The following is a 22,839-nucleotide window of genomic DNA, read 5'->3' as shown; positions in this document are numbered from 1 at the left end:
ATTCAGTCCCTTTCTTTTTGTTAAAATGCAAGGGGTGGATCAGTTTAGTTCTTCAGCTTTCTGCGAATAATCCGGAACCCGAACGGCTCAAGCTCGATATGCATGGTGCCTTTTACCGGCTTGACCGGCTCCTCCGTCAAGGCATCCACCCAATCGGTCGTGACGATGGGATGGGAGAGGGTGCGCGGACGGTCGCTGTTGTTCATCCAGATGATGAAGTGCATTTTATCATCCGCACGCTCATAGACGATGCTAGGGTCATGGTGACGGGCCTGAAGGAATCGGAAGCGTCCTTGCCGCAGGGCCGGATGCCTTTTCCGCAGGCCGATCATGCTCCTGTAGAACTCATACAGATCCCGGTCCTGTTTGGCCGGATCCCATTCCATGCATTTGCGGCAGTCCGGATCCCCGTCTCCCGTCAGACCGATTTCATCCCCATAAAAAATGCATGGCGTTCCCATGAAGGTGAACAAAAATGCGACCGTCAGCTTCATCCGGCGTGTATCCCCGCCTACGCGGGTCAGCAGCCTTGGCGTGTCATGACTGCAGAGCAGGTTAAAGACGACTTCGTTCGTTTGCTGCGGGTACCTCATCAGCAGCGATCCGATCCGGTTCGCGAAGGTAAGCCCGTCCATTTGTCCGTTGAAGAACTCAAGCACCTTGTCGGCAAAGGGGTAATTCATGACGGAATCGAACTGATCCCCGATCAGCCACAGCAGGGAGTCGGACCATACCTCGCCTACGATGTAGGCATCCGGATTGGCCTGTTTTACCACCTGCCTGAAATCTCTCCAGAAATGATGGTCAATTTCGTTGGCCACATCCAGGCGCCAGCCGTCCAGCTTGATCTCCTTGATCCAATATTCCGCCACGTCGAGCAGATAGGCCTTGACCTCGGGGTTAGCGGTATTGAATTTCGGCATATTGCCGAAAAATCCGAAGGTATCATAAGTCGGTATGCCGTCCCGGATTTCACAAGGGAAATCATTCACATGAAACCACTCTGCATATCTGGATTTTTCGCCGTTCTTCAACACGTCCTGAAACGGCGGGAATTGGTCGCTGCAATGGTTGAACACCGCGTCAAGCATGACCCGGATCCCCTTGGCATGGCAGGTGTCGACGACCTTTTTAAGCAGCTCATTATCCCCGAAATGCGGATCGACTTGTTTGTAATCAACGGTATCGTATTTATGATTGGAAGGGGAGCGGAAGAGCGGGGTGAAGTAAATCGCATTGATTCCGAGGTGAACGAGATCATCCAGATGATCCAGCACCCCCTGCAAATCGCCGCCAAAAAAATTGTCAACCTTCGGCTGGCCTCCCCAAGGCTCCGTTCCTTCCGGGTCATTGCCGGGATCCCCGTTGGCGAAGCGTTCGGTCATAATTTGGTAAAATACCGCTTCCTTCGCCCATTCCGGTACCTTGAATACATCGATTTCATGTATGTAAGGGAACTCGAAATAACCTGCCGGGGGATGAGGATAATCCCAGCCGATGCCGCTGTCGACCATATAAACTGTTTCATCGCCGGCATGAATGCGGAAGCCGTAGGATAATCGTTTATACTTCGGTTTGACGTGACATTCGTAGTAATCAAACATATCGTCGGAGGCGGACTTCTCCATGGTGATTTCGAAGTACGTCCGGTCCCAATCGTATTTGTCTCCGGTCATGGCCACAACCGAATCGATATCGTTTTTCTTGGTTCGCACCCTTAAATGGATGGTATGCGGATCATAGGCATAAGCCCATTTATCCCTTGGAACGTGATACAGCGCTTCTAACAGCATGGCTACACCTCCTTGAATTTAGCTATTAAATAACCATTCGACCAATAGAATGAAACAAAGGATGAAAGCGCGGCGGTGAAGGTGCTGCTGTTCATCTCTGTAATGCTCTCCAAGGTGCTTCCAGGGCGCTTACGGAACCTGCGGAGCATGTCCAACGAGCCGGCCCTTGCCCTTCCAGATAGGATGAACGATTATAAGATGAAGCACGCCAGGGCAGATTATGCATCAAGATGCTCCAAGGTAAGTCCGTTTAACGAGTTGATGCAGGTCGTTACACTCACTACACCGGACATGACTCAAGAACTAGTCCTTGCTGCTAATAAGATAACGATTTTCTAAAATAAAATCATCATCCGATCTAAAATATCTGTGAATATATGGAATCTAAATGCGCTTAACTGCTTGTGCTGTTTACTCACCAAATAATTGGCGATAACAAAAATGATCGTCCGGCGGGTATATGGACCGGCCTGCATTACATATTAACCGTTGTATGATAAATTCGCCGGCTTTGAGTTGTATTAAAGCCGGACGACAAGGGCTATGGAAAAATCCATGAATTTTCATTGCATATTCATGCATCGTGTTTTATAATGTCTCAGTCGCAGGTTTAACGAAGGGAAATATGAATTGGATCAGTTAGGGGAGAAAGCATTCAAATGAAACGTAAATTTATCGCTTGGATGACCCTGTGCATGGCGGTTGTGCTTGCTTTCGGAAGCATCGTGCATGCAGAGGTCGAGAAGAAAACCATCATTCTCGGCACCAGTGCCGATTATGCGCCTTATGAATTTCACAAAACGATCGACGGCGTAGATACCATCGTCGGATTTGATATTGAAATCGCGAAGGAGATCGCCAAGGATCTTGGCGCCGAGCTCGTCATCAAAGATACGTCCTTTGATGCGCTGCTGCCGGAACTGACCAGCGGCCGGGTCGATTTCGTGATCTCGGGCATGAACCCGACGGAAGAACGGCGCAAGAGCATCGACTTTTCCGATCCGTATTACGCGGCCGAGCAGTCGGTCGTGGTGCGCAAGGGCGATGAACAGAAATACAACACCGTTGAGAGCCTGGAAGGCGCGCGTATCGGCGTTCAGAAGAGCTCGATCCAGGAAACGATCGCGAAAGAGATACCGAATGCCCAGGTCGTCTCCCTGGATAAAATACCGGATCTGATGCTCCAGCTGGACTCGGAGCGCGTTGACGTCGTGTTGGCGGAGTATCCGATCGCCCTTACGAACATGAATGTCGAAACGATGGCGATTACAGACGCCAAGCCGACGACGGAGAATGACGAGTATGCCATCGGCGTCCGCAAAGGCAACCAGGAGCTTCTGGACAGCATTAACGCAACGCTTAAACGGCTGAAGGAGAATAACCAGATCCAGAAGTTCGTCGACGAGGCTAGTGATCTTGCCGCCGGACGTACGAAGGAGAACCTCAATACCTTCGAATTTTTCTGGAAATACCGCGATTATTATGCGCAAGGCATTCAATTTACGCTGCTTATATCGGCTCTAGGCGTATTCTTCGGATTTATTCTCGGTCTCGTGATCGCGCTGATGCGTATGTCCGGGGTCGGTATCCTGAAGTTCTTAGCTACAGCCTATATTGAAATTATGCGCGGCACGCCGATGCTCGTTCAGCTGTTTATTATTCATTACAGCCTCGCCGCGTTTGACATCAAATTTACGCCGATTCAGTCCGGTATTCTGACACTGTCACTGAACAGTGCGGCGTACTTGGCCGAAATTTTCCGGGCAGGTATTCAAGGCGTCGACCGCGGACAGCTGGAAGCGGCCCGTTCACTCGGGATGACCAAGGGCAAGGCGATGCGTCATATCATTCTTCCGCAGGCGCTGAAGGGGGTACTGCCGGCCATCGGTAACGAGTTCGTGGTCATCATCAAGGAATCGTCCATCGTATCGTTCATCGGGGTTTTCGACATCATGTACCAGGCTCAGATTTTGCGCGGTTCAACCTTTGCCCCGCTGAATCCGCTTCTTGTTGCCGCATTGATTTACTTTATACTGACATTCGTTCTTTCGAAGCTTCTGGGTGTCTGGGAAAGGAAGTTGAGTGCAAGTGATAACCGTTAAGGGACTTCATAAATCGTTTGGCAAGCTGGAAATCTTGAAAGGCATCGACGTGGAAATCGCAAAAGGGGAGGTCGTCGTTGTCATTGGCCCCAGCGGCTCCGGCAAGAGCACGTTCCTTCGCTGCCTGAACCTGCTCGAGGTGCCGACCAGCGGCGAGATATCGTTCGAGGGCGAGCTGATTACGGCCAAGAACCACAATATTAACGCCACCCGCGAAAAAATGGGCATGGTATTCCAGCAGTTCAATCTGTTTCCGCACAAAACGGTGCTGCAGAACATTACGCTGGCGCCAATGCAAGTAAAGGGCGTCTCGGCCAAAGAAGCTGAAGCGACCGCCGACGAGCTGCTAAAATCTGTAGGGCTGCTGGACAAGAAAGAGGCGTATCCCGCGCAGCTGTCCGGCGGACAGAAGCAGCGGATCGCGATCGCACGGGCGCTCGCCATGCAGCCGCATGTCATGCTGTTCGATGAGCCAACCTCCGCGCTTGATCCGGAAATGGTCGGCGAGGTGCTTGAGGTCATGAAGAAGCTGGCCGAAGGCGGAATGACCATGGTCATCGTTACCCATGAAATGGGCTTTGCACGCGAGGTCGGCGATCGGATTTTGTTCATGGACGGCGGAAAAATCATCGAAGAGGGAACGCCGGAGGAATTGTTCGGCCAGCCTTCCCATCCGCGCACGAAGGAGTTTTTGAGCAAGGTTTTGTAACTTTTTTAACGACATCGAGCATTGCGCGAACAGCGTCATACCTGAACTATTGAGGTATTGACGCTGTTTTTTTGCGCCTGCTGGTAACAATTGCATGCGCTATTGGTTACAAAATTGTGATATATTCAGTTCCGTCAGATAACCGAGATTGCTTGATTCATACATAGGAGGCATCGACATATGACATCTATGAAACAACGACCATTAAAAAAAGCACAAAAGGATAAGATTGCCCGACTCGCCGGAAAAACGGCAAAGTGGTTCACGATGACCGCGCTGGCGATCGGACTGACATTCAGCGGCGGTATGCTGCAAGCCCATGCCAGCTCGGTTCATGTCGCTAAGCAAGGAGACACCTTCTACTTCCTGTCGAAGCAGTACGGCGTAAAGCTGGACAAGCTGATGAGCGCAAATCCGACCATCAAGGCGACGAATATCTATCCGGGTCTCAAAATCAAAATTCCAGGCACCGTATCGGCGAAATCGGTTGCTTCGGCTGCACCGGCAGCTGCCTTTTCGCCGACCCTGAACGTATTCCATGATAAGAACGTGGTCGAAGCTTGGGGCAAGACCTTCAACTACAGCAAGACCTTGTCCGTGAAGGCTACCGCATACTCCTCAGCAGCCAGCGAGAACGGCGGATGGGGAGCGGTCGATTACTTCGGCAACAAGCTGGAGATCGGCACGATCGCCGTTGACCCGAAGGTCATCCCGCTTGGTACGAAGGTGCTCGTTACCGGGCATGAGCATCCCGGGCTTCCGAAAAAGGCTTTTGTCGCGGAAGCGCGCGATATCGGCGGAGCCATTAAAGGAAACAAGATTGATATCTTTATTCCAGGCTCTCCGTCCTTTGTCAGCAAATTCGGCATTCAGGATATCAAATTGTACATTATTGAGTAATGGCTAATCCCGTTGAATTGGGATCTAGAATGTAAAACGAACATGATGATCAAGGGGCGGCGCTGCAGGGATATCTCTGAAGCGCCGCCTTTTATATACACACAGGGTTTGCGAACGGAATCCTCGGCATGCTGTTCTCCAGGATCCTAAGCTCTCCTGAAACGTTCTTTGCTTGCTCCTTGCGAGGAGCCCTAGCGGACCAACGGCTATGATTAAGGCTCTCCAAGGCTTCCTAATGCTTAAAGCTCTCAGGCAACCCGAGCATTTCCGGAAGAGTGACGAAGGTATATCCCTTGCCCCGGAGCTCGCGAATGATACCTGGGAGCGCCTCGATCGTTCCGGTCAGATCGGAGCCGACGCCACCCCCTGCGTGCTGCAGAACGATCGAGCCCGGTCCGACCGCGGAAAGAATATTGCTCATGACCTCATCCTTTCCTAGACCCTTCCAATCCAATGAATCGACATTCCAGTTAACGACTTTGAAGCCGTTCTTCCGGGCCCATTGAAGCTGCTCCTCATTAATCTCGCCATATGGCGGCCGAATCAGCCTTGGCTCGATCCCGGTTATGGATTTGATGACCATATTGGTCCGCTCGATCTGATCCTTGAATTTATGGAGGCTCAGCTTGTTAAGCTGGGCGTGGTTATAGGAGTGGTTCCCGATGGCATGCCCTTCCTCGTGCATGCGCTTAACGAGGCCGGGATGCTTCTTGGCCCGCTCGCCGACGGCAAAGAAAGTGGCTTTCACCTGCTGCTCCTTCAGAACATCCAGCACTTTTCCGGTAAATCGGGGATCGGGGACGTCATCGAACGTCAAGGCGATTTTTTTGACGCGGGGCCCGCTGGTCCGAAAGGTATCGGGGTATTTCTTCATTAATTGGCTCAGCGACAGAGACTCCCTTGAACGGCCGCCTGCACGTTTCGCATGGTCCTCAATGGAAGACCAAGATTCGGACATGACGGAGGAGGTTTCATCCGGCTGCGCAGTCAAGCCGTTCAAAGCCGCGGCATCGGCGGGGAGAGCCGGCATGGCGAGCAGGATACAAAGCATCCCAAGGATGCGAAACCCTGCATGAATTCGGTTGAACATCTCGATCAGCCCCTATAGCATTTTCTGTATGGTATTCCCAACCAGCACCGACTTTATCCATGAGAGCCCCCGAGGCTCATTTTTAGTTTTTGGACGAAAAAGGTGTATAATAACGGTTGAGTGTACATCACATATTTGGATTCGGAAGGGAGATATTCGATTGGCAGACTTGTTTACACCCTATAACTTTAAAAATTTGACGCTGAAGAACCGGATCGTGATGCCACCGATGTGTCAATATTCCGTGAAAGCGGAGGACGGGATCCCGAACGACTGGCATTTCGTCCATTATGTCAGCCGCGCCGTGGGCGGTACCGGCTTGATCATTGTCGAGATGACCGGGGTTCACCCTGACGGACGCATATCGAACCAGGATACAGGCATTTGGAGCGATGAACATATTCCTGCCTATCGCCGGCTGGTTGAAGCCGTGCATTCCTACGGCACGAAGATCGGGATTCAGCTCGGCCATGCCGGAAGAAAGGCACAGGATGCGGAACCGTCGGTAGCACCGTCGGCCATCGCGTTCAGCTCCCAATATAAAATACCGAAGGCGCTGTCGGCGGCCGAGATCGAAGAGCTGATCCAGGCGTTTAAGGATGGGGCCCGCCGGGCCGTTGAGGCCGGATTCGACACCGTTGAAATCCATGGGGCCCACGGATATTTGATTCACCAGTTCCACTCCCCGTTGACCAATCAGCGAAGCGATGAATATGGGCAGGATCTTCCCCTGTTCGGCGAACGGGTCGTCCGGGCCGTGAAGGAAGTCCTTCCGGAGGGCATGCCGGTCATCATGCGCGTATCGGCGAAGGAGTATGTCGATGGCGGTTATGATGTGGATTACTGCGCCGAGGTTTGCCGAAGATATAAGGACGCCGGGGTGGATATCTTTCATATCTCTTCCGGCGGCGAGGGCCCCGTCGGATCAGGCGGGGGACCGGAGGCTGCGCCGGGTTATCAAGTGGACTTGGCAGCGGAGTTCAAACGATTGCTGAAGGTGCCCGTCATTGCCGTCGGATTGCTGGATGATTATGAAGTCGCTCAAAATGTTATTTTGTCGGGGAAGGCGGATTTGGTTGCGATCGGCAGAGGCATGCTGAGAGATCCGTATTGGGCCGTGCATGCTGCGAAGGCGCTCGGCGGGGAGCAGAAGGTTCCGAAGCAATATCAAAGAGGTTTCTAAAAAATTTTGAAACGTTTTGCCGCGGACGGCGTAAATAATAAACATACAGCGATTATTAATGTAAAAGCGGGAGGAAGAATAAGATGTCCATATTTAAACGATTGCGTGATTTGACCATGTCCAATATTAACGCCATTATCGACAAGGCGGAAGACCCGATCAAAATGACGGATCAATATATTCGGGATATGACGGAAGATCTTGAGGATGCGGAGAAAGCCGTTGCCGCTCAGATTGCGATCGAGAAGCGCTTCAAGGCGCTCTACGAAGAGCAGGCGGCGCTTGTCGAGAAGCGTACGCAGCAAGCGCATACGGCCGCGCAGGCGCAGAACGTGGACCTTGCCCGCCGTGCCCTTGAAGAGAAGAAGGCTGCCGAAGCCAAGCGCGACGAATACAAGGCAAGCTACGATCAGAACAAACTCGCGGCAGACAATTTGCGTTCGAAGCTCGAGGAGATGCGCAAGCAGCTGACGGCAATGAAGAACAAGCGTGAAACGCTGGTAGCCCGTTACAATGCAGCCAAAGCGCAAACCGAAATCAACAAAGCAATGAACGGCTTCGGCTCCGACACGGCTGCCGCCGGCCTTAAGCGAATGGAAGAGAAGATGCTGGCGATGGAAGCAAGAGCGGAAGCGAGCAATGAAATGTCGCAGCGCGAAAAGTCCTTGGATGAAGAGTTTGAAAACCTCGGCAAAGACAAAGCGGTTGAAGATGAGCTGGCCGCTTTGATGAAGCAGTACGAGAATAAGCAATAACACAAATCCGGGCAACGGACATCGGAATGACTGGGCGAGGGAGGAAGAGCTAAAGCTTGAAACAGCTTGGCTCCTCCTTCGTTTTTGTTTTCGAGATGTCATAATGGATGAATGATCACTGGAGGTTTGGACGATGGATTTTGAGATGATCTTGAGTGTTCTGGTTTGGACCGCTGTTGGCGCTCTGCTGCTGTTCGTACTGATGTTCGTGGATTCCCTGTTTACGAAGTACAATGATCTGGAAGAGGTCAAGGCCGGCAACATGGCCGTAACGACCCGATTGGTCCTAAAGCTTGCGGCTCAGGGATATATATTGTCCGTGTCCATCGGAACTTCCTACCATCTGCTTGAGGCGATCATGGTATCTGTGGTTTCTTTTGTCATTCTATTCGTGCTGGAGGCCTTGACGGAAGGGCTGCTTCGCCACTTTGCCAACCTCAACCTGGATAAGGGGACCCGCGATGGAAAAACGGGATACGGCTTGTTTGCAGGTTCGCTTCATGTGGTAGGCGCGTTAATAATTACCGCTTGCTTATAGAACGCATAATGGAGATTGGAGACAGGAAAGATGAGTGTATGGAAACGAATCAGCAACTTGTTTGCGAAGCCTGAACCGCCCAAAGCAGAGAAAAGCATGCTGCAGCTGGCGCCGGGAGATATATGCGAAGTATCTTTGGTAACGTATGAAGTAACGGGCCGGGTACATAACCGCGGCCGGAATGCGGTTGTCCTGACGCTTCAGGACGGCGCCCGTATCGCGTATTTGCACATTGAAGAACGAGAAACGGTGCAATATGCGCTGTATACGCCGATTGACGGTCGCCTCGACTCTCCGGAAGAAGTACCGTCCATCATCGATCTGGACGATCATGTCTTCCATTTGGAGGAGGAATACGGCGGACATGTCTCGATCGCGGGGCGAACGCCTTTCATGCAGGGCGGGGAGCAGCATGTGTGGCAATACCAATCCGATGACTACAAGCTCTTGCGAATCGAATGGCAGAACGGCAGATTTATGCTGTATGAAGGAGAGAAAGTGATCCCGGGGGATGTACGAGTCATCCGGGCGACGTAGGGAGTGGTGACATGAGGGAACGCTCTTTATTAACGATCAAGGTGCTGCTGGTTGTCAGCCTGTTCGTATCCTTGCTCAGCGGATGCGGAGCGCCGAATGTTACGGATACGTATCCGCTCGAATCCGTGAACCGGGACGGGAACGCGACATCCTATGTCTACCGTGCGGCGGATAAGAGCGTACCGGAGGTTGCCGACGAGCTTATGTCCGCGGGCACGCCGGACCAGTCTTCCCCCGTTGACATCGAGCGGATGTTTCTGGTCTACGGGGACGAGTATTATCATCTGCAGCAGGATCCGCAAAAGCCTGAGGATACGCTGATTGAAATCGATTCCAAGGAATATGTGCAGCGCAATTATGATTCGAGCTTTCTACAGGGCTATTTGACAGCGGTCCTGATCGGCAATTTATTCGATTCGTTCGGCGGAGGGAGCTACCGCGGGTATACGAGCAAGGACGTGTATAAACCCAGGGAAGGTACTTACCGTAAGCCAACGACTCAGGACAAGAAGGTAGCGCCTCCGCTTACAGTCGACCGCAGCGGGAAGATAACCCGCAGGGGTCAGGATAAGGTCGGGACGGGAGGCGGCTTGTTCCAGCGAAATCCGGACGGCGGGGGAACCCGCGGTTCGATTGAACGAGGCGAGCGGGGAGGCGGTTTGTTTGACTCTCCTAAACGATCCTATAAAAAACCGAAAACCCGATTCGGATCCGGCAAAATATACAGGCGGGGCCGAAGATGAGGAGCAGCGTACGGCAGGTTGACCGTGCGCTTTTTTCGTTGCCGATCATGATAGGCTGCCTGATCCGCTTGAGATGACGGTCCGGTTTGAATGTTGGGAACCAGCTCCGGTTTCCGAGTATCGAAACGCCGATCATTTGCTGCTTCTTAAGGACCGTTCACGGTATCGTTGTTTGCCACGGATACGCGATTCGCGTTATAACTGAATGGAGAAGTTCGTTTGCAAGCTATCAGGAAAGCGAGGTTATTATATGTCGCAGCATAACGCGATGGACGACTTGAGCCATCATCCTAAATTCAAGCGCCGGGCCATGCAGGTAACGGATGCCCAGGAGCTGGCCGTCTCCTATGCAGCTAAGGGACTTACGGAATGCATCCGTCTCCAGGACAGCGACGGACGCGTGCTGGCTGCCGATATGATCGCACCGCATCCTTTCCCGGCGTTTGCCCGGTCGGGGATGGACGGGTACGCGATCCGTTCGGCAGATACGAGCGGGTGCGAGTTGGGCGAAACCGTCTGGCTCAAAGTGGTGGATGAAATTCCATGCGGATACGTATCCTCCATTCCGATCGAATCCGGTACCGCTTCGCGAATCATGACCGGCGCTCAGGTGCCCGCAGGCGCGGATGCCGTTGTGATGCTGGAAGCGACGGAGATTCGGCACGAGGGTCCCGAGACGATGGTGGGGATCAAGCGGCGGCTTGATCCAGGCAAAAATATTACCCCAATGGGCTTCGAGCTGCAGGAAGGCGATCTCATCCTGCGCAAGGGAACGAAGATCGGCCCGGGGGAAATCTCGGTCTTGGCGACGTTCGGGCTTCATCAGGTGGAGGTATACCGCAAGCCCGTTGTCGGAATTTTCTCGACAGGAACCGAGCTGCTCGATATCGAATCGCCGCTGGAACCCGGCAAAATCCGCAACAGCAACACGTACATGCTGGCTTCGCAAATCCGGGAAGCAGGCGGGGAACCGGTCATCATGGATGCGATTCCGGATCGCATCGAGCTTGCCAAGCAGCGGGTTGAGGAAGCGCTGGCCGAATATGATCTCGTCGTAACGACAGGCGGCGTCTCTGTCGGCGATTACGACATTATGGGGGAGCTTGTAACCTCCGGCAGCATGCAGATGCTGTTTAACAAGGTGACGATGAGGCCTGGAAGCGTGACAACCGCCGCCGTGAAGGACGGAAAGCTGCTGTTTGCCCTCTCGGGCAATCCGGGCGCCTGTTATGTCGGATTCCTGCTGTTTGTCCGGCCGGCGATCCGCAAAATGCTCGGCATGGAGCAGTTCTACTTGAAAGAATGGACGGCTGAGCTCGGAGCCGACTATGCCAAGGTGAACAATTTCACCCGGTTTGTCCGTGGGCGGCTTGAGGTGCAGGAAGGGAAGCTGGTAGCGACACCGGCGCTGCTGGATGAATCGAGCGTAATGATCACGATCAAGGACAGCGACTGCTTGATCGTCATTCCGCCGGAGCTGAAGGGCGCGGCGAAGGGACAAGCCGTGCAGGTGCTTGTGCTTCCTGGGGCTTGGACATGAACGTGGTTCAACTATGCGGGTATAAGAACAGCGGAAAGACGACGCTCATTGCCGCCCTGCTGCCGCTCTTGAAGAAGCGGGGATTGCGGATCGCGGTGATCAAGCATGACAGCCACGGCTTTGACATCGACCATGAAGGGACGGATACGTTTCGGTTCCGCGAAGCGGGAGCGGAAGGGGTAGCGATCGCTTCGCCTGGCCGAACCGCCATCATGAAGGAATCCGAGGCCAACCTGGGAGAACTGCTGGCCTGCTATGACGATTTCGATCTGGTTCTGATCGAGGGATATAAGCGAGAGAGGTATCCGAAGCTGGTGCTGCTTCGAAGTGCGGATGATTTGACGCTGCTGGATGAGGCTGTGGCCGTACAAGCCGTTATCGTTCGGCCGGACATGCTGAAAGAACCGTCCGCGCTGCCGGAGATCCGACAGCGGCAGACGGTTCCTGTGCTAACCTGGGACGATGTTTCACAGATCGCTGCAATCATCATGAACCTGTGCTGATCGCACATATTTTACATTTCACCTGAGCGGCGTTCAATCGCCTCGGACATCGTTTTGTCCGTCAGATGGGCGTATACCTCCGTCGTCTCCGTTGACGCATGACCAAGCTGCTCCTTGGTCTTGTAAATATCATTTTGCAAATAATAGTCCGTAGCAAAGGAATGACGAAGCTTATGAACGGTCAGTGAAGGCTTGCCAAAGCGCTTGGCGTATTTGATGATCATCGCCTGAATCGCCCGCTTGGTCATTCGCTGGCCTTCCTGCTGCCCGTTGCGGAGCGCGACGAACAGTGCTTTTTCCTTCTTGGGCACCTTATATCGCGTCTGCCGGAGCTGGAGGTAGCATTCCAGATCGTCCTTGGCCTGCGCCCGGAAATAGACGGGAGTTTTAAAGGTCTCGTCATTGTTGCCTTTTCGGAACACATGGAGCAGCTTGTTGCTCAGGTCGATATCCGACAAATTCAAATTGACGACCTCGGACACGCGAAGACCGGAGTTCAGGATCAAGCTGGCGATGCATGCGTCCCTGACTTTATTCTGTTCATGGGCGTACAGTGCCTGCTTGTTGTTGGCGACATCCTGACCGTAACCTTCGTGAATGTACGTGATAAAATCCTGGAGCTCTTCCTCCTCAAGAATTTTGCCCTTCAGCTTGGCGGCCGTATCCTTCGGCTTATGGATGCGTTTGATTTCTACCTTCGCCATGATGTTTCGCTTCAGCAGCGGATAGAAATCCTCATCCTCGGCAATCTGACTTAGGTAATGAAACAGGGACCGCAGGGAGGAAAGCTTGCGGGATACGGTAATCCTGGAATTGGCTCCTTCCCTGCGCGTGGTGAGGTACAGCCGGTATCCCGTAATGCTGTCCATCCGCAGACGCTCCAGCTCGGCCAAGGTCACCTCGGCATTGGAGGCGGCTTCCGATAAACCTTCCGAACGCAGCCAATTGAAGAAGGTTTCATAGTCCCGCACGTATTCAAGCAGGGTTGAAGGGGACAGGTCCGGCAGCTTGTAGTCGATAAATTGCTGTACATACCAGGGCATGGTTGGAGATTTTTCGTCCAGCTTCGCCCGGTCCATATCTTTCTGTATATTCATATACGCCACCTCGATTTTGAATCATAATACCCTTGATTCCTATTATACGGATTATACGTTCTAGTGTAACATATGGAAAACTTTCAGTCTCATAACCTCCATCGCCGCCTAAAGAAACTTGCGATAGAATGCCACCTTGATTGCACTGCCGTTCATCGCATAAGATGGATATGCATGGCAGTTCCGCATGGTACATAACACAATGCTTGGGAGGCGGCAGCATGATATCCATTCAATCGGAGCGGAAAGGAATCGAACTGGTTCCAAGAAGGAAGCAAGCCGTAATCGAAAATTTAATGCAGCTGTACCTGTATGATTTTACGAAATATTTGGATATTTCCGTAAATGATAAAGGATTGTTCCCGCCTTATCCTGATTTGGATGACTTCTGGAAGAAGCGGGACAGGAAATTTCCGTTCCTGATTAAGTATGACGGCAGGCCCGCGGGATTCGCGCTGATTGAGCGGGTGACGGACGATCCGAAAGCGGATTATTATATGACGGAATTTTTCATCATGCAGAGATACCGGCGCAGCCGGCTCGGCACATGGGCCGCAACCCGGCTATTCGAGCAGTTCCAGGGGCGCTGGAAGGTGACGCAGGTGAGCATTAATTTTCCCGCCCAGGCTTTCTGGAGAAAGGTGATCGAAGCATATACTGGCGGAAAATACGAGGAAGTGATCGAGTCGCCGCATAATAACCCGAGCCAGTATTTTCAATCCAAGCGTTATTAGATTTGTCTATTTTCAATCCAAGCATCGCTAGATTTGTCTAACGTTATAACCGTGCACATCGATCCAATTTATAACCGGGAAACAGCAAACGGAGGGATAGTTGATGTATTTACCAAGCTTCATTCTTGAGGGGAAGAGAGCCTTTGTTACGGGTGCCGGACGCGGAATCGGGCGCGCGATTGCCATCGGGCTGGCGGAGGCCGGCTGCGTTGTCGGGCTGATGTCCAGAACCCGAAGCGATTTGGAGGAGACAGCTGAGATCATTGCCGGTTTGAAAAAAGGCGGAAGCTTCGTGCTGCCGGGAGATTTAACGAAGCGAACGGAGATGGAAGCGGCCATCGCGGAATTCGCCTCGCAAACCGGCGGGATCGATATCCTGGTCAATAATGCCGGGATGAATATCCGCACACCTGCCCTTGAAGTGACGGACGACGAATGGGAGCTCATCGTGCAGACCAATCTGAAATCGGCTTTTGTCGCTTCCCAGACGGCTGCAAGATACATGAAGGAACAGAATGAAGGACGCATCATCAACATCGCTTCAGTCGGCGGACATACCGCGCTTCGAACCGGAGTGGTGTACGGATCAACGAAGGCGGCCCTAATCCATATGACCAAAGTATTGGCGATGGAGTGGGCGCAATACGGCATCCAAGTCAATGCGGTCGGCCCTTGGTACTTCCGGACGCCGCTAACGGAGAAGCTGCTTAGCGATGAAGCATATCTGAAGGACATTTTGGACCGTACGCCGATGAAGCGGGTCGGGAAGCTGGAGGAGGTCGTCGGTCCCGTTGTTTTCCTGGCGTCCGATGCCGCGAACTACATGACGGGACAGACGCTGCTTGTGGATGGCGGGATGAGCATTTACGGCTTTTAGAAAATTTCGGAATCCCATTTGACCCTGTTAGAAAAGGGTTCAATAATGGGTAATAAAATACGGGAGTTTGTTAAATTAAGATCGGATGCTGCAAATCAGACAGTAGAGGAGCGTGAAGTATGGAACGGAGAGCATTTGGAAACACGGATATGGTTGTCAGCATTCTGGGATTTGGCGGAGCGGAAATCGGGAATGCCGACCAGCGCACGGTTGACCGGCTGCTGCACAGCGCCATGGATGCAGGGCTCAATATGATCGATACCGCCGAATGCTACGGCAGCAGTGAGGAACTGATCGGAAAGGCATTGGCAGGCCGACGGGATGATTGTTACCTGTTTACGAAATGCGGCCACGCTGCAGGGATGGATTATCCGGATTGGGATCCGGTGCTGCTTGCAAGAAGCTTTGATCGAAGTCTGGAACGCCTCAAGGTGGACTACGTGGACGTCGTTCATCTTCACAGCTGCTCTGAAGAAGTTCTCCGGCGAGGAGAAGTCATCGAGGTGCTTCAAAGAGCCAAGGAGCAGGGGAAAACCCGATATATCGGATACAGCGGCGATTCGACAAGCGCACGGTATGCGGTTGAGACCGGTGTCTTTGACAGCTTCGAGACATCGGTGAACATCGCCGATCAGGAAGCGATCGAGCTGACGATACCCTTGGCTGTGGAGCAGGGGATGGGGATCATCGCCAAGCGCCCCATTGCGAATGTCGCCTGGAAGCACGAGTCTTTAAGCGAGCAAGATTATGCATATCCCTATTGGCTGCGGCTTCAGGAATTGAACTACGATTTCCTGGAAGATGTCCAGCAGGGCGTCGAAATCGCCATGAAATTTACATTAAGCACGCCAGGCGTCGCTACGGCTATCGTCGGAACGGGGAACCCGGACCGCTGGCGCCAGAATGCCCAGCTCCTCGAGGGCGGCATGCTGCCGGAAGAGAACTATCAGGCGATCCGCAGCCGATGGAAAGAGGTTGCGGGAAGCGATTGGGTCGGCAAAGTATAATGACTTTCAAATCTATTCGTAAAAGCTTTGATTCGGGGTGGATGGAGACAATGTCAGCCGTCCGTCCCGATCCGGGCTTTTTTTCATGGGTAAAGATCGCGCCAAGCGCCTAGGTATAAACGATAAGATCCCAGCGAGCTACTAATTCCAAAAATGCATTATATGAAAAATTCACAATAGAAAGTGATGTCCAGTTCCCTCGCATCTATCTTCGGTTGTCAATCAAGATCATCTCGCGTTACCCATTAACGTTTATGGCCTTGCATTTTTCGTCAAAAGCAAGCGTTCTTCTGCCCGATATTGAACAAAGGACCAAATGGTAATAAAGTGAAAATCCCTTGATGTCCTTGGAAATATTTCCCCCATCAGAAGATGATTATCCCCCTTTCGGTCCCAGATGGCATGGACTAAAATGCAGGTAGACAGCAAGTTATACATACGTCATGAAAAAATACTTAGGGGGATTCCAAATGAAAAGGTCTTCAATGCTACTTCTGAGTGTCATGCTCATGCTCACGATGTTCCTTGCCGCTTGCGGAAACAATGGAAGCAACGGCGGCACGACGCCGGCAGCGGATGGCGAGAAGCAGAGCACGGAAACGCCTGCGCCAGAGAAGAAGGATGACGCAGCACCTGTTTCACTCCGCGTGTTCTCGACATTCGGCGGTACCGACGCAGCCCGTGAAGCATTCCAGTCCGCGCTGGATGAATTTACGGCAGCACATCCGAACGTAAAGATCGAGAATGACACGATGTCCGCCAACGATGACGGCTTCAGAACGAAGGTCAATACCGATATGAACAGCGGCAATGAGCCGGACCTGCTGTTCTACTTCATCGGGGCAGATGCTGAAGGCTTCGTGAATGCAGGCAAGGTCGTTCCTTTGAATGAACTCCTCGACGCCAACCCGGACTGGAAGAACGGATTTATCCCGGATGCCCTGGAGCTTGCAAGACAGAAGGACGGCAACATTTACGCCGCGCCATTGACCGGTTTCTATGAGGGCTTGTTTGTGAACAAGAAGATTTTTGAGGAGAACGGCTTGGAGCTTCCTACTGACTGGGAGAAGCTGACGACAGCCGTGAAAACGCTGTCCAAGAAAGGCATCATTCCATTATCCGTGCCATTTGACCAATCCCACTATCTGATCGAGCATACGATTCTGTCTGCAGCCGGTCCGGAAAGCCAGGCCAAGGGCTTGATCGACGGTATCGATCCGAACTGGGAGAAGGGCTATGCAGCCATGAAGGAGCTGTATGACCTTGGAGCATTCCCGAAGGACGCGGCTACGATTGACCTGGGCATGGCAGGAAACTACTACAGCGAAGGCCTTGCAGCCATGATTCTGGAAGGATCTTGGGCTGTCGGCGGCTGGAGCGACGAGACTCGCGACAATTCGACCGTCGTACCATTCCCGACCGTACCTGGCGGTGCCGGCAGCAGCAACGATATTGTCGGCGGTTTCGGATCCGGCTTCTATCTATCGAAGAAAACCTATGATGATGCAGCCAAGAAGGATGCTGCAATTGAGCTCTTGAAGCATCTGACTTCTCCGGCAACCATTCAAAAAATCGCTTCCGCAAACGGCGGTACGCCAGCAGCGGATGTGGAAGTAACCGGCTTGCCGCAGGTGGCGCTTGACGGGTTCGCTATGGCAGCGAAGGCGAATTCGATCAGCTCTCCGGTAGACAGCAAAGTGTCGCAGGAAACATTCAGCAATCTGCGTGCGAGCGTTCAGCCGGTCGTTGAGGGCAAAAAGTCGCCTGCAGATGCGATCGCCGAAGCGAAAAAGGTCGAGGACGCCAACAAAAAATAATGGATGCTTGTAGAAACGGTAGATTATATGTGACGAAACGCCGCCCTAGTTGTTATTCATTCGGGCGGCGTAGTCATTTCGATAGAAATGCACAAACTAACCTCGAAGGTGATGAAAAATGAAGGGTGATCGAAAGTATATCGTACTGTTTTTATTGCCTGCGGCAGCGATCATGACAATCTTTCTATACTATCCGTTCTTTAAGAGCTTGTACCTGAGCTTTTATCGAACCACCGGTTTCTTTGACAAGAAGTTTGTCGGCTGGGCGAACTACGAGAGACTGTTCACGGATAAATTGCTTGGTGCGGCAACCCTGCACACATTAGAAATCATGCTGTATGTTATCGTGTTCCAGGTCGGTATTGCCCTTGTGCTCGCCGTCCTTGTTGACAATATCTCCAAGCTGAAATCATTCTACCGGACCGTGTTCTTCTTCCCTGTCGTCATCTCCGGCACGGCTATATCGCTGTTGTTCGTCCTGTTCTATAATTACAATTTCGGCTTGCTTAACAATTTGCTTGCACATTTCGATATCGAGAAGGTGCTGTGGCTGGATGAGAAGAATGCGTTAAAAGCCGTATCCATTCCGACCGTATGGCATTATGTAGGGTTTTATTTTGTTTTGTTCCTCACGGCGATGTCCAAAATTCCTTCAGACTATTACGAAGCAGCGAAGCTGGAAGGGATCTCCGCCTTTAAACGAACTACGATGCTGACCATTCCGCTCATCATGAGCGATATCAAGGTTGTGATCACGCTGGCGATCACCGGTACGCTGAAAGTGTTTGAGTTCGTATGGGTAATTACCAGCGGCCAGAACGGGACCGAGGTGCTCGGAACCTATATGTACAAAAAGGCCATGGTGGATCAGAACTTCGGCTACGGTTCGACTGTTGCGATCTATATGGTGGTCTTCGGCGTCCTGCTGGCGGTCATCGCGAACCGATTGCTGAAGAGAGATGAGATTACATACTAAGCATTATAGGGGTGTACAGTTATGGAGCCAACCATCGTCGTTGAACACAACACGCAGCGCGTGAAGAAGCGTCGGTTTAAAATAAGCACCGCTGTGATGTATATCGTATTGACCTTATGGTCTTTAACAACGATCTATCCGTTGTTCTGGATCGTCAACAACTCCTTCAAGGTTTCCCGGGACGTTATGAATAATTCCTTTGCCATCTCCTGGGATCCGGTGTTTGTGAATTATCAAAATGCGTTTGACCGCATCAATATCGGACGCAGCTATATCAACAGCTTGATCATGTCGTTCGGCACCGTATTTTTGGTGCTCCTCCTTGGCGGATTAGCCGCTTACGTGTTATCACGATTCAACTTTAGAGGAAAGAGAACGATTTATTCCATTTTGTACGCGACGCTGCTTATTCCAGCGTTTGCAACCGTCGTTCCCGTATACGAGCTCCTGATCAAAACAAGTCTCGTCAATACGTACTGGGGATTGATCTTCCCGCAAACGGCGGGCAACCTGACCTTTGCGACCCTGGTTATTGCGGGTTATATGTCCACCATTCCGAAAGAGCTGGAGGAAGCAGCCTTCATGGACGGCTGTAATCGGTGGCAGATGTTCGTCAAGATCTTCGTGCCGATCTCGCAGCCCGTATTTGCATCGGCAAGCATATTTGTGTTCATGTGGTCGTATAACGATCTCTTCTCGGCGTTGATCTTCGTAAATAAGGAGAATGTTCGCCCGATCGTCGCGCTTCTCAACGAAATCAGCTCTCAATACGGGACGGACTTCGGTCTTATGGCTACCGCCGTTTCTTTGACCGTCATCCCGGTACTTATCGTGTATCTGTTCATATCAAAATATATCCAAAAGGGATTGACCGAAGGCGCGGTTAAAGGCTGATTCAAACTGCGGAACCAACGAATAGGCAAGTCAAGAGCCGACCTGCGGGTCACTCGGTTGACTTGCCTATTCGTTTTGGGCCAAGAGGGCAAAATAATCGTTGATCTTGACACTAGTGTCAAGGTTTATAATGGAAGGGAATCCCTGTGTACCGAGGAGGTTTCTTCATGAAAATTAGCCAGCTGTCTAAACTGACAGGTGTCAGTGCCCGGTCGATACGCCATTACGAGAAGAAACGGCTGATTCGCCCGAAGCGCCTGGATAATGATTACCGGGAGTTTGACGAAGATGCGATCGAAAGGGTCAAGGCCATTCAAATTTATTTGGGAATGGGATTGACGACGGATGAAATCGCGGAGGTTCTGGATTGTAATGATGATTACTCGGAAGTATATGAATACTGCGAAGAGATGATGGATTTCTACGAAGACAAGCTGGACGAAATTAATGGCAGGATTCTAAGGCTCGCTGCCGTCAAGCTGAGGCTGGAGGAGAAAATCGGCGAGATGAACCGGATGAAAGACGATGTGCCGCAGGTGGCGGAGAGCCGTATGTCCGAAGCCGGCTACGGCGTTTATAATTGAGGCCCGAACGGCGTTTAAAACGCCGTTCGGGCCTTTTGTCCCTCCATTCCGAACGTTGCTTCGACAGCATCGTCACCGTTTATGGAACTCAACGAGACGCGAGAAGCCTTCCTCCCCGAATCCTGCCTGAATCGCCTTGTTGGCGACGGTCAGGCCCGCACCAAGTATGCTGCTGTCAAGGCCGTGATGCTCCGCAACGTGAGTGATGTGTTCCATTGAGGCAGCCGCAGAGATAATGTTCGAGCGGTCCCCCGGATAGACGCCGCGGTCGACTTCTTCTGCAAGTTGGGTCATGATGGCAGGCATGATCTCTACGATACCATGTGCATAAGGGGCCAGATCGGAGGCTGCAATGTTCTCGGCCCGTGCAAGGGCAAGCGAATGCATATAACCGTTCATGGCCGTCCAGTAAAGATTAAGTAAGGTAATGTCGTAAGCGGCCGCACGCCCGGGATCGCTGCCGAGGTAAGACGCCTTTCCTCCCAAGCTGGCCAATGCTTGCCTATGCCGCAGGTATACATCCTCCGGGCCGCTGTATAAAATGACAGCCGTCGCTTCGCCAATGGTCGGAGTTGGCGTCATAATGGCCCCGTCCACGTAATCAATGCCGTTGGCAGATGCCCAGCCGGCCATCTCCCTGGCCCGTTCCGGCGTGTCTGCCGTCAGATTGACGACGGTTCGTCCTTTCAGTTCTACCATAGCCGGCGATAAAATGGCGCGCACGGCATTATAATCGAGCACACAGATCATGATCAGTTCGCTTGCGGAAGCTGCGTCCGTCACGGATTCCGCCAGAACAGCCCCTTGCCGGGTCAAATCGCCTGCCTTACCAGGCGTACGATTCCATACGGTCACCGGATGACCGTTCTTCAGAAAGGCACCGGCGAGCGCTTGCCCCATCGGTCCCAGGCCGAGCACCGAGACGGCTACTTTCGTATGCGGTTCTGTATCATTGCTAATAGAGCTGGAAAATTCCCATTCGTTAACCATTTGTTGTTCCTCCTTATATATGTCATCCGGTCCTATTCTAAACCTTGTCACTAATGTCAAAGTCAACATGGTATTCGCGAAGGCAGCAAAAAACGATTCGCGTCACGATCTAAACGTAATCTAAAAAACGAATATATATCGGCTGCTACCAGTCAAGAGCGGGCGGATTGTAGAATATGTACAGAAACAACCTGATAATTTCAATATATGAAAAATTCACAATAAAATAAAACATTTCCCTCTCCCTAGTTCTTTTACTCAACATCGCACAATTAAATCTCCCTAACGTATATCGATCATGTTTTAAATGGAGGGCCCAGACCCCGCATTAAACAGCTTGCTGCGCGCCATCGGTGTAAAATGACCCGACTTGGCGCAGATGGCGCGCATTTCGCTGCTCTTCGAACAATCAAAGAAACCGGATGTGTACGTCGTGATAGCGACCGCTGCTCATTTTCGGCATTTTGATTTGCAGTGAGGACTGTTTGTACGTAGCGATGCTTTGTGAGGGCTGCACGGGCGCAGGCAGCTGGATGATCTGGACGTGCTCTTTCGGAAGTCCATTGATTTTGATATGTGTCCGGTTCACCTGCACCCATAAATTCTCGGGGTGAATGCGCTTGGGAACATGGCATTTCACAACAAGGAATTTATGGGTATCAAAGGTTTCATAGCGCAGCTCGGACGGGCTCGGCAGGATATCATTGCCCGACATCGCCTGTTTAATGGTGTTCCTTACATAATCCTCTATAAAGGCCGGATCCAGTTGAACGTCTTCATTCAGGTTGTTCAAGTCTTTGAACGGAAACGGGTTGCTGCTGAAGAAGGAATCCTGGGTCAGCCATTCGGGCAGCCGGTTCTTGGAGCTCAAGTATTCGTCACCCCCCTTTGTAACTGATACATTGTATGGGCGAATGAAGGTCGCAGTGACATCTGGGCGTATATCTACATAACCTATTTTAGGACGATTCTGATTGAAGAGGTGGAATTGTGGTTTCGATTATCGGCAATATGAAGATTGTAAACGTTGGCCCCAGTTCTACGGTCTTGGTTGGAAATACCGGCGCCATAGATTTGAACAGCTCCACGAAAACCTACTCGGGCTCCAACTCGTTCAATACCGGCGACAATATCGGTCTCAATATCGCGAATAACCAGGGCAACAGCTTAAATACGGTGGATCCGGACCTTATCGATTCCGCGAATGCTTAGTAAGGTTGTGATACATTGTGAATGTGACGGTTCATCAAAGCATAACGATTCATCAGCTGCGCGTGGAAGCCGTAACGAATTCATCCGTGCTCCAGATCGGGACTGCGGGTGAAATCAGAGCCTTATCCAATATATATAATACGGGTGGCTTTACCGGACCCGCGCCAGAATTCGAGCCTATCGATAACGCCAGCCCGATTGTTCCACTGCCTGCTCCCGAGGAAGGATTGTACAGGCAAGAATGACGAGATTCCCCCC

At 51.9% G+C, this 22,839-nt stretch carries 24 protein-coding genes; 19 read left to right on the top strand and 5 right to left on the bottom strand.

Annotation, left to right across the window (positions count from 1 at the left end):
- Positions 1-44: 44 nt before the first annotated feature.
- Positions 45-1,793: an alpha-glycosidase gene (locus BBD41_RS02810; protein ID WP_099476637.1), complete on the bottom strand. Its 1,749-nt coding sequence runs from the start codon at positions 1,791-1,793 to the stop codon at positions 45-47.
- Between the two features lie 659 nt (positions 1,794-2,452).
- Between BBD41_RS02810 and BBD41_RS02800 the strand changes: the two genes are divergently transcribed.
- From BBD41_RS02800 to BBD41_RS02790, 3 genes are all read left to right on the top strand, one after another.
- On the top strand, positions 2,453-3,895 hold the full coding sequence (locus BBD41_RS02800; protein WP_099476635.1) for an ABC transporter substrate-binding protein/permease: 1,443 nt from the start codon (positions 2,453-2,455) through the stop codon (positions 3,893-3,895).
- Positions 3,882-4,604 (top strand): amino acid ABC transporter ATP-binding protein, encoded by a 723-nt coding sequence (locus tag BBD41_RS02795; RefSeq protein WP_167392954.1) that lies wholly within the window; start codon positions 3,882-3,884, stop codon positions 4,602-4,604. Before BBD41_RS02800 ends, BBD41_RS02795 begins: the two co-directional genes overlap by 14 nt.
- Positions 4,605-4,793: 189 nt before the next feature.
- Positions 4,794-5,504: a 3D domain-containing protein gene (locus BBD41_RS02790; RefSeq protein ID WP_077568931.1), complete on the top strand. Its 711-nt coding sequence runs from the start codon at positions 4,794-4,796 to the stop codon at positions 5,502-5,504.
- A gap of 232 nt (positions 5,505-5,736) precedes the next feature.
- Here the strand turns inward: BBD41_RS02790 and BBD41_RS02785 are convergent, their stop codons facing one another.
- A complete protein-coding gene (locus tag BBD41_RS02785; protein ID WP_099476633.1) occupies positions 5,737-6,594 on the bottom strand; it encodes a polysaccharide deacetylase family protein in 858 nt (285 codons plus the stop codon).
- A gap of 160 nt (positions 6,595-6,754) precedes the next feature.
- On the opposite strand from BBD41_RS02785, the gene BBD41_RS02780 reads away from it, so the two are divergent.
- The 7 genes from BBD41_RS02780 to mobB all read left to right on the top strand — a co-directional run bounded on the left by BBD41_RS02780 (position 6,755) and on the right by mobB (position 12,393).
- On the top strand, positions 6,755-7,777 hold the full coding sequence (locus tag BBD41_RS02780) for an NADH:flavin oxidoreductase/NADH oxidase (protein WP_099476632.1): 1,023 nt from the start codon (positions 6,755-6,757) through the stop codon (positions 7,775-7,777).
- Between the two features lie 83 nt (positions 7,778-7,860).
- Positions 7,861-8,532: a PspA/IM30 family protein gene (locus tag BBD41_RS02775; RefSeq protein ID WP_099476631.1), complete on the top strand. Its 672-nt coding sequence runs from the start codon at positions 7,861-7,863 to the stop codon at positions 8,530-8,532.
- Positions 8,533-8,665: 133 nt separating this feature from the next.
- Positions 8,666-9,070 (top strand): DUF350 domain-containing protein, encoded by a 405-nt coding sequence (locus BBD41_RS02770; RefSeq protein ID WP_077565614.1) that lies wholly within the window; start codon positions 8,666-8,668, stop codon positions 9,068-9,070.
- Between the two features lie 30 nt (positions 9,071-9,100).
- On the top strand, positions 9,101-9,607 hold the full coding sequence (locus BBD41_RS02765; protein ID WP_077565615.1) for a DUF4178 domain-containing protein: 507 nt from the start codon (positions 9,101-9,103) through the stop codon (positions 9,605-9,607).
- Between the two features lie 11 nt (positions 9,608-9,618).
- A complete protein-coding gene (locus BBD41_RS02760; protein ID WP_077565616.1) occupies positions 9,619-10,350 on the top strand; it encodes a DUF4247 domain-containing protein in 732 nt (243 codons plus the stop codon).
- A 250-nt stretch (positions 10,351-10,600) separates the two neighbouring features.
- Positions 10,601-11,890, top strand: coding sequence for a molybdopterin molybdotransferase MoeA (locus tag BBD41_RS02755; RefSeq protein WP_099476630.1), 1,290 nt, complete (start codon positions 10,601-10,603; stop codon positions 11,888-11,890).
- A complete protein-coding gene (gene mobB, locus BBD41_RS02750) occupies positions 11,887-12,393 on the top strand; it encodes a molybdopterin-guanine dinucleotide biosynthesis protein B (protein WP_099476629.1) in 507 nt (168 codons plus the stop codon). The genes BBD41_RS02755 and mobB overlap by 4 nt, the downstream gene beginning before the upstream one ends.
- An 11-nt stretch (positions 12,394-12,404) precedes the next feature.
- Here the strand turns inward: mobB and xerS are convergent, their stop codons facing one another.
- Positions 12,405-13,490 carry a tyrosine recombinase XerS gene (gene xerS, locus BBD41_RS02745; RefSeq protein ID WP_077565619.1) on the bottom strand — a complete coding sequence of 362 codons (1,086 nt, stop codon included), beginning with the start codon at positions 13,488-13,490 and terminating at the stop codon, positions 12,405-12,407.
- Positions 13,491-13,711: 221 nt separating this feature from the next.
- Between xerS and BBD41_RS02740 the strand changes: the two genes are divergently transcribed.
- The 7 genes from BBD41_RS02740 (at position 13,712) to BBD41_RS02710 (ending at position 20,379) form a co-directional block, all read left to right on the top strand.
- Positions 13,712-14,224: a GNAT family N-acetyltransferase gene (locus tag BBD41_RS02740; RefSeq protein ID WP_077565620.1), complete on the top strand. Its 513-nt coding sequence runs from the start codon at positions 13,712-13,714 to the stop codon at positions 14,222-14,224.
- Positions 14,225-14,327: 103 nt separating this feature from the next.
- A complete protein-coding gene (locus BBD41_RS02735; protein ID WP_099476628.1) occupies positions 14,328-15,101 on the top strand; it encodes an SDR family NAD(P)-dependent oxidoreductase in 774 nt (257 codons plus the stop codon).
- Between the two features lie 119 nt (positions 15,102-15,220).
- Complete coding sequence (locus BBD41_RS02730) at positions 15,221-16,108, top strand: aldo/keto reductase (protein ID WP_099476627.1); 888 nt, start codon at positions 15,221-15,223, stop codon at positions 16,106-16,108.
- 470 nt (positions 16,109-16,578) lie between these two features.
- Positions 16,579-17,925: an ABC transporter substrate-binding protein gene (locus BBD41_RS02725; RefSeq protein WP_099476626.1), complete on the top strand. Its 1,347-nt coding sequence runs from the start codon at positions 16,579-16,581 to the stop codon at positions 17,923-17,925.
- A 118-nt stretch (positions 17,926-18,043) separates the two neighbouring features.
- Positions 18,044-18,901, top strand: coding sequence for a carbohydrate ABC transporter permease (locus BBD41_RS02720; protein ID WP_099476625.1), 858 nt, complete (start codon positions 18,044-18,046; stop codon positions 18,899-18,901).
- A gap of 21 nt (positions 18,902-18,922) precedes the next feature.
- Complete coding sequence (locus tag BBD41_RS02715) at positions 18,923-19,795, top strand: carbohydrate ABC transporter permease (protein ID WP_099476624.1); 873 nt, start codon at positions 18,923-18,925, stop codon at positions 19,793-19,795.
- Between the two features lie 167 nt (positions 19,796-19,962).
- Positions 19,963-20,379, top strand: coding sequence for a MerR family transcriptional regulator (locus tag BBD41_RS02710; RefSeq protein WP_099476623.1), 417 nt, complete (start codon positions 19,963-19,965; stop codon positions 20,377-20,379).
- Positions 20,380-20,451: 72 nt separating this feature from the next.
- Here BBD41_RS02710 and BBD41_RS02705 read toward each other — a convergent pair whose 3' ends face one another.
- A complete protein-coding gene (locus tag BBD41_RS02705) occupies positions 20,452-21,369 on the bottom strand; it encodes an NAD(P)-dependent oxidoreductase (protein WP_099476622.1) in 918 nt (305 codons plus the stop codon).
- Between the two features lie 409 nt (positions 21,370-21,778).
- A complete protein-coding gene (locus BBD41_RS02700; RefSeq protein WP_099476621.1) occupies positions 21,779-22,240 on the bottom strand; it encodes an Hsp20/alpha crystallin family protein in 462 nt (153 codons plus the stop codon).
- A gap of 119 nt (positions 22,241-22,359) precedes the next feature.
- Here BBD41_RS02700 and BBD41_RS02695 point away from each other — a divergent pair, with 119 nt between their 5' ends.
- Together BBD41_RS02695 and BBD41_RS02690 are read left to right on the top strand one after the other, a co-directional pair.
- Entirely contained in the window at positions 22,360-22,581 is a 222-nt protein-coding gene (locus tag BBD41_RS02695; protein ID WP_077565627.1) for a spore germination protein, read from the top strand.
- A 17-nt stretch (positions 22,582-22,598) separates the two neighbouring features.
- Complete coding sequence (locus BBD41_RS02690; protein ID WP_040738616.1) at positions 22,599-22,826, top strand: spore germination protein GerPB; 228 nt, start codon at positions 22,599-22,601, stop codon at positions 22,824-22,826.
- The last annotated feature ends 13 nt before the right edge of the window (positions 22,827-22,839 follow it).

This window comes from Paenibacillus ihbetae, from assembly GCF_002741055.1.
Lineage (GTDB): Bacteria > Bacillota > Bacilli > Paenibacillales > Paenibacillaceae > Paenibacillus_AQ > Paenibacillus_AQ ihbetae.
Note: the sequence above shows the minus strand (reverse complement) of the source record. Positions and strands in the feature narration are given on the sequence as shown.

Coding starts and splice junctions, on each gene's coding strand:
- BBD41_RS02810 (WP_099476637.1), bottom strand. CDS start 1,793: ATGCTGTTAGAAGCGCTGTATCACGTTCCAAGGGATAAATGGGCTTAT.
- BBD41_RS02800 (WP_099476635.1), top strand. CDS start 2,453: ATGAAACGTAAATTTATCGCTTGGATGACCCTGTGCATGGCGGTTGTG.
- BBD41_RS02790 (WP_077568931.1), top strand. CDS start 4,794: ATGAAACAACGACCATTAAAAAAAGCACAAAAGGATAAGATTGCCCGA.
- BBD41_RS02785 (WP_099476633.1), bottom strand. CDS start 6,594: ATGTTCAACCGAATTCATGCAGGGTTTCGCATCCTTGGGATGCTTTGT.
- BBD41_RS02775 (WP_099476631.1), top strand. CDS start 7,861: ATGTCCATATTTAAACGATTGCGTGATTTGACCATGTCCAATATTAAC.
- BBD41_RS02770 (WP_077565614.1), top strand. CDS start 8,666: ATGGATTTTGAGATGATCTTGAGTGTTCTGGTTTGGACCGCTGTTGGC.
- BBD41_RS02765 (WP_077565615.1), top strand. CDS start 9,101: ATGAGTGTATGGAAACGAATCAGCAACTTGTTTGCGAAGCCTGAACCG.
- BBD41_RS02760 (WP_077565616.1), top strand. CDS start 9,619: ATGAGGGAACGCTCTTTATTAACGATCAAGGTGCTGCTGGTTGTCAGC.
- BBD41_RS02755 (WP_099476630.1), top strand. CDS start 10,601: ATGTCGCAGCATAACGCGATGGACGACTTGAGCCATCATCCTAAATTC.
- mobB (WP_099476629.1), top strand. CDS start 11,887: ATGAACGTGGTTCAACTATGCGGGTATAAGAACAGCGGAAAGACGACG.
- xerS (WP_077565619.1), bottom strand. CDS start 13,490: ATGAATATACAGAAAGATATGGACCGGGCGAAGCTGGACGAAAAATCT.
- BBD41_RS02740 (WP_077565620.1), top strand. CDS start 13,712: ATGATATCCATTCAATCGGAGCGGAAAGGAATCGAACTGGTTCCAAGA.
- BBD41_RS02735 (WP_099476628.1), top strand. CDS start 14,328: ATGTATTTACCAAGCTTCATTCTTGAGGGGAAGAGAGCCTTTGTTACG.
- BBD41_RS02730 (WP_099476627.1), top strand. CDS start 15,221: ATGGAACGGAGAGCATTTGGAAACACGGATATGGTTGTCAGCATTCTG.
- BBD41_RS02725 (WP_099476626.1), top strand. CDS start 16,579: ATGAAAAGGTCTTCAATGCTACTTCTGAGTGTCATGCTCATGCTCACG.
- BBD41_RS02720 (WP_099476625.1), top strand. CDS start 18,044: ATGAAGGGTGATCGAAAGTATATCGTACTGTTTTTATTGCCTGCGGCA.
- BBD41_RS02715 (WP_099476624.1), top strand. CDS start 18,923: ATGGAGCCAACCATCGTCGTTGAACACAACACGCAGCGCGTGAAGAAG.
- BBD41_RS02710 (WP_099476623.1), top strand. CDS start 19,963: ATGAAAATTAGCCAGCTGTCTAAACTGACAGGTGTCAGTGCCCGGTCG.
- BBD41_RS02705 (WP_099476622.1), bottom strand. CDS start 21,369: ATGGTTAACGAATGGGAATTTTCCAGCTCTATTAGCAATGATACAGAA.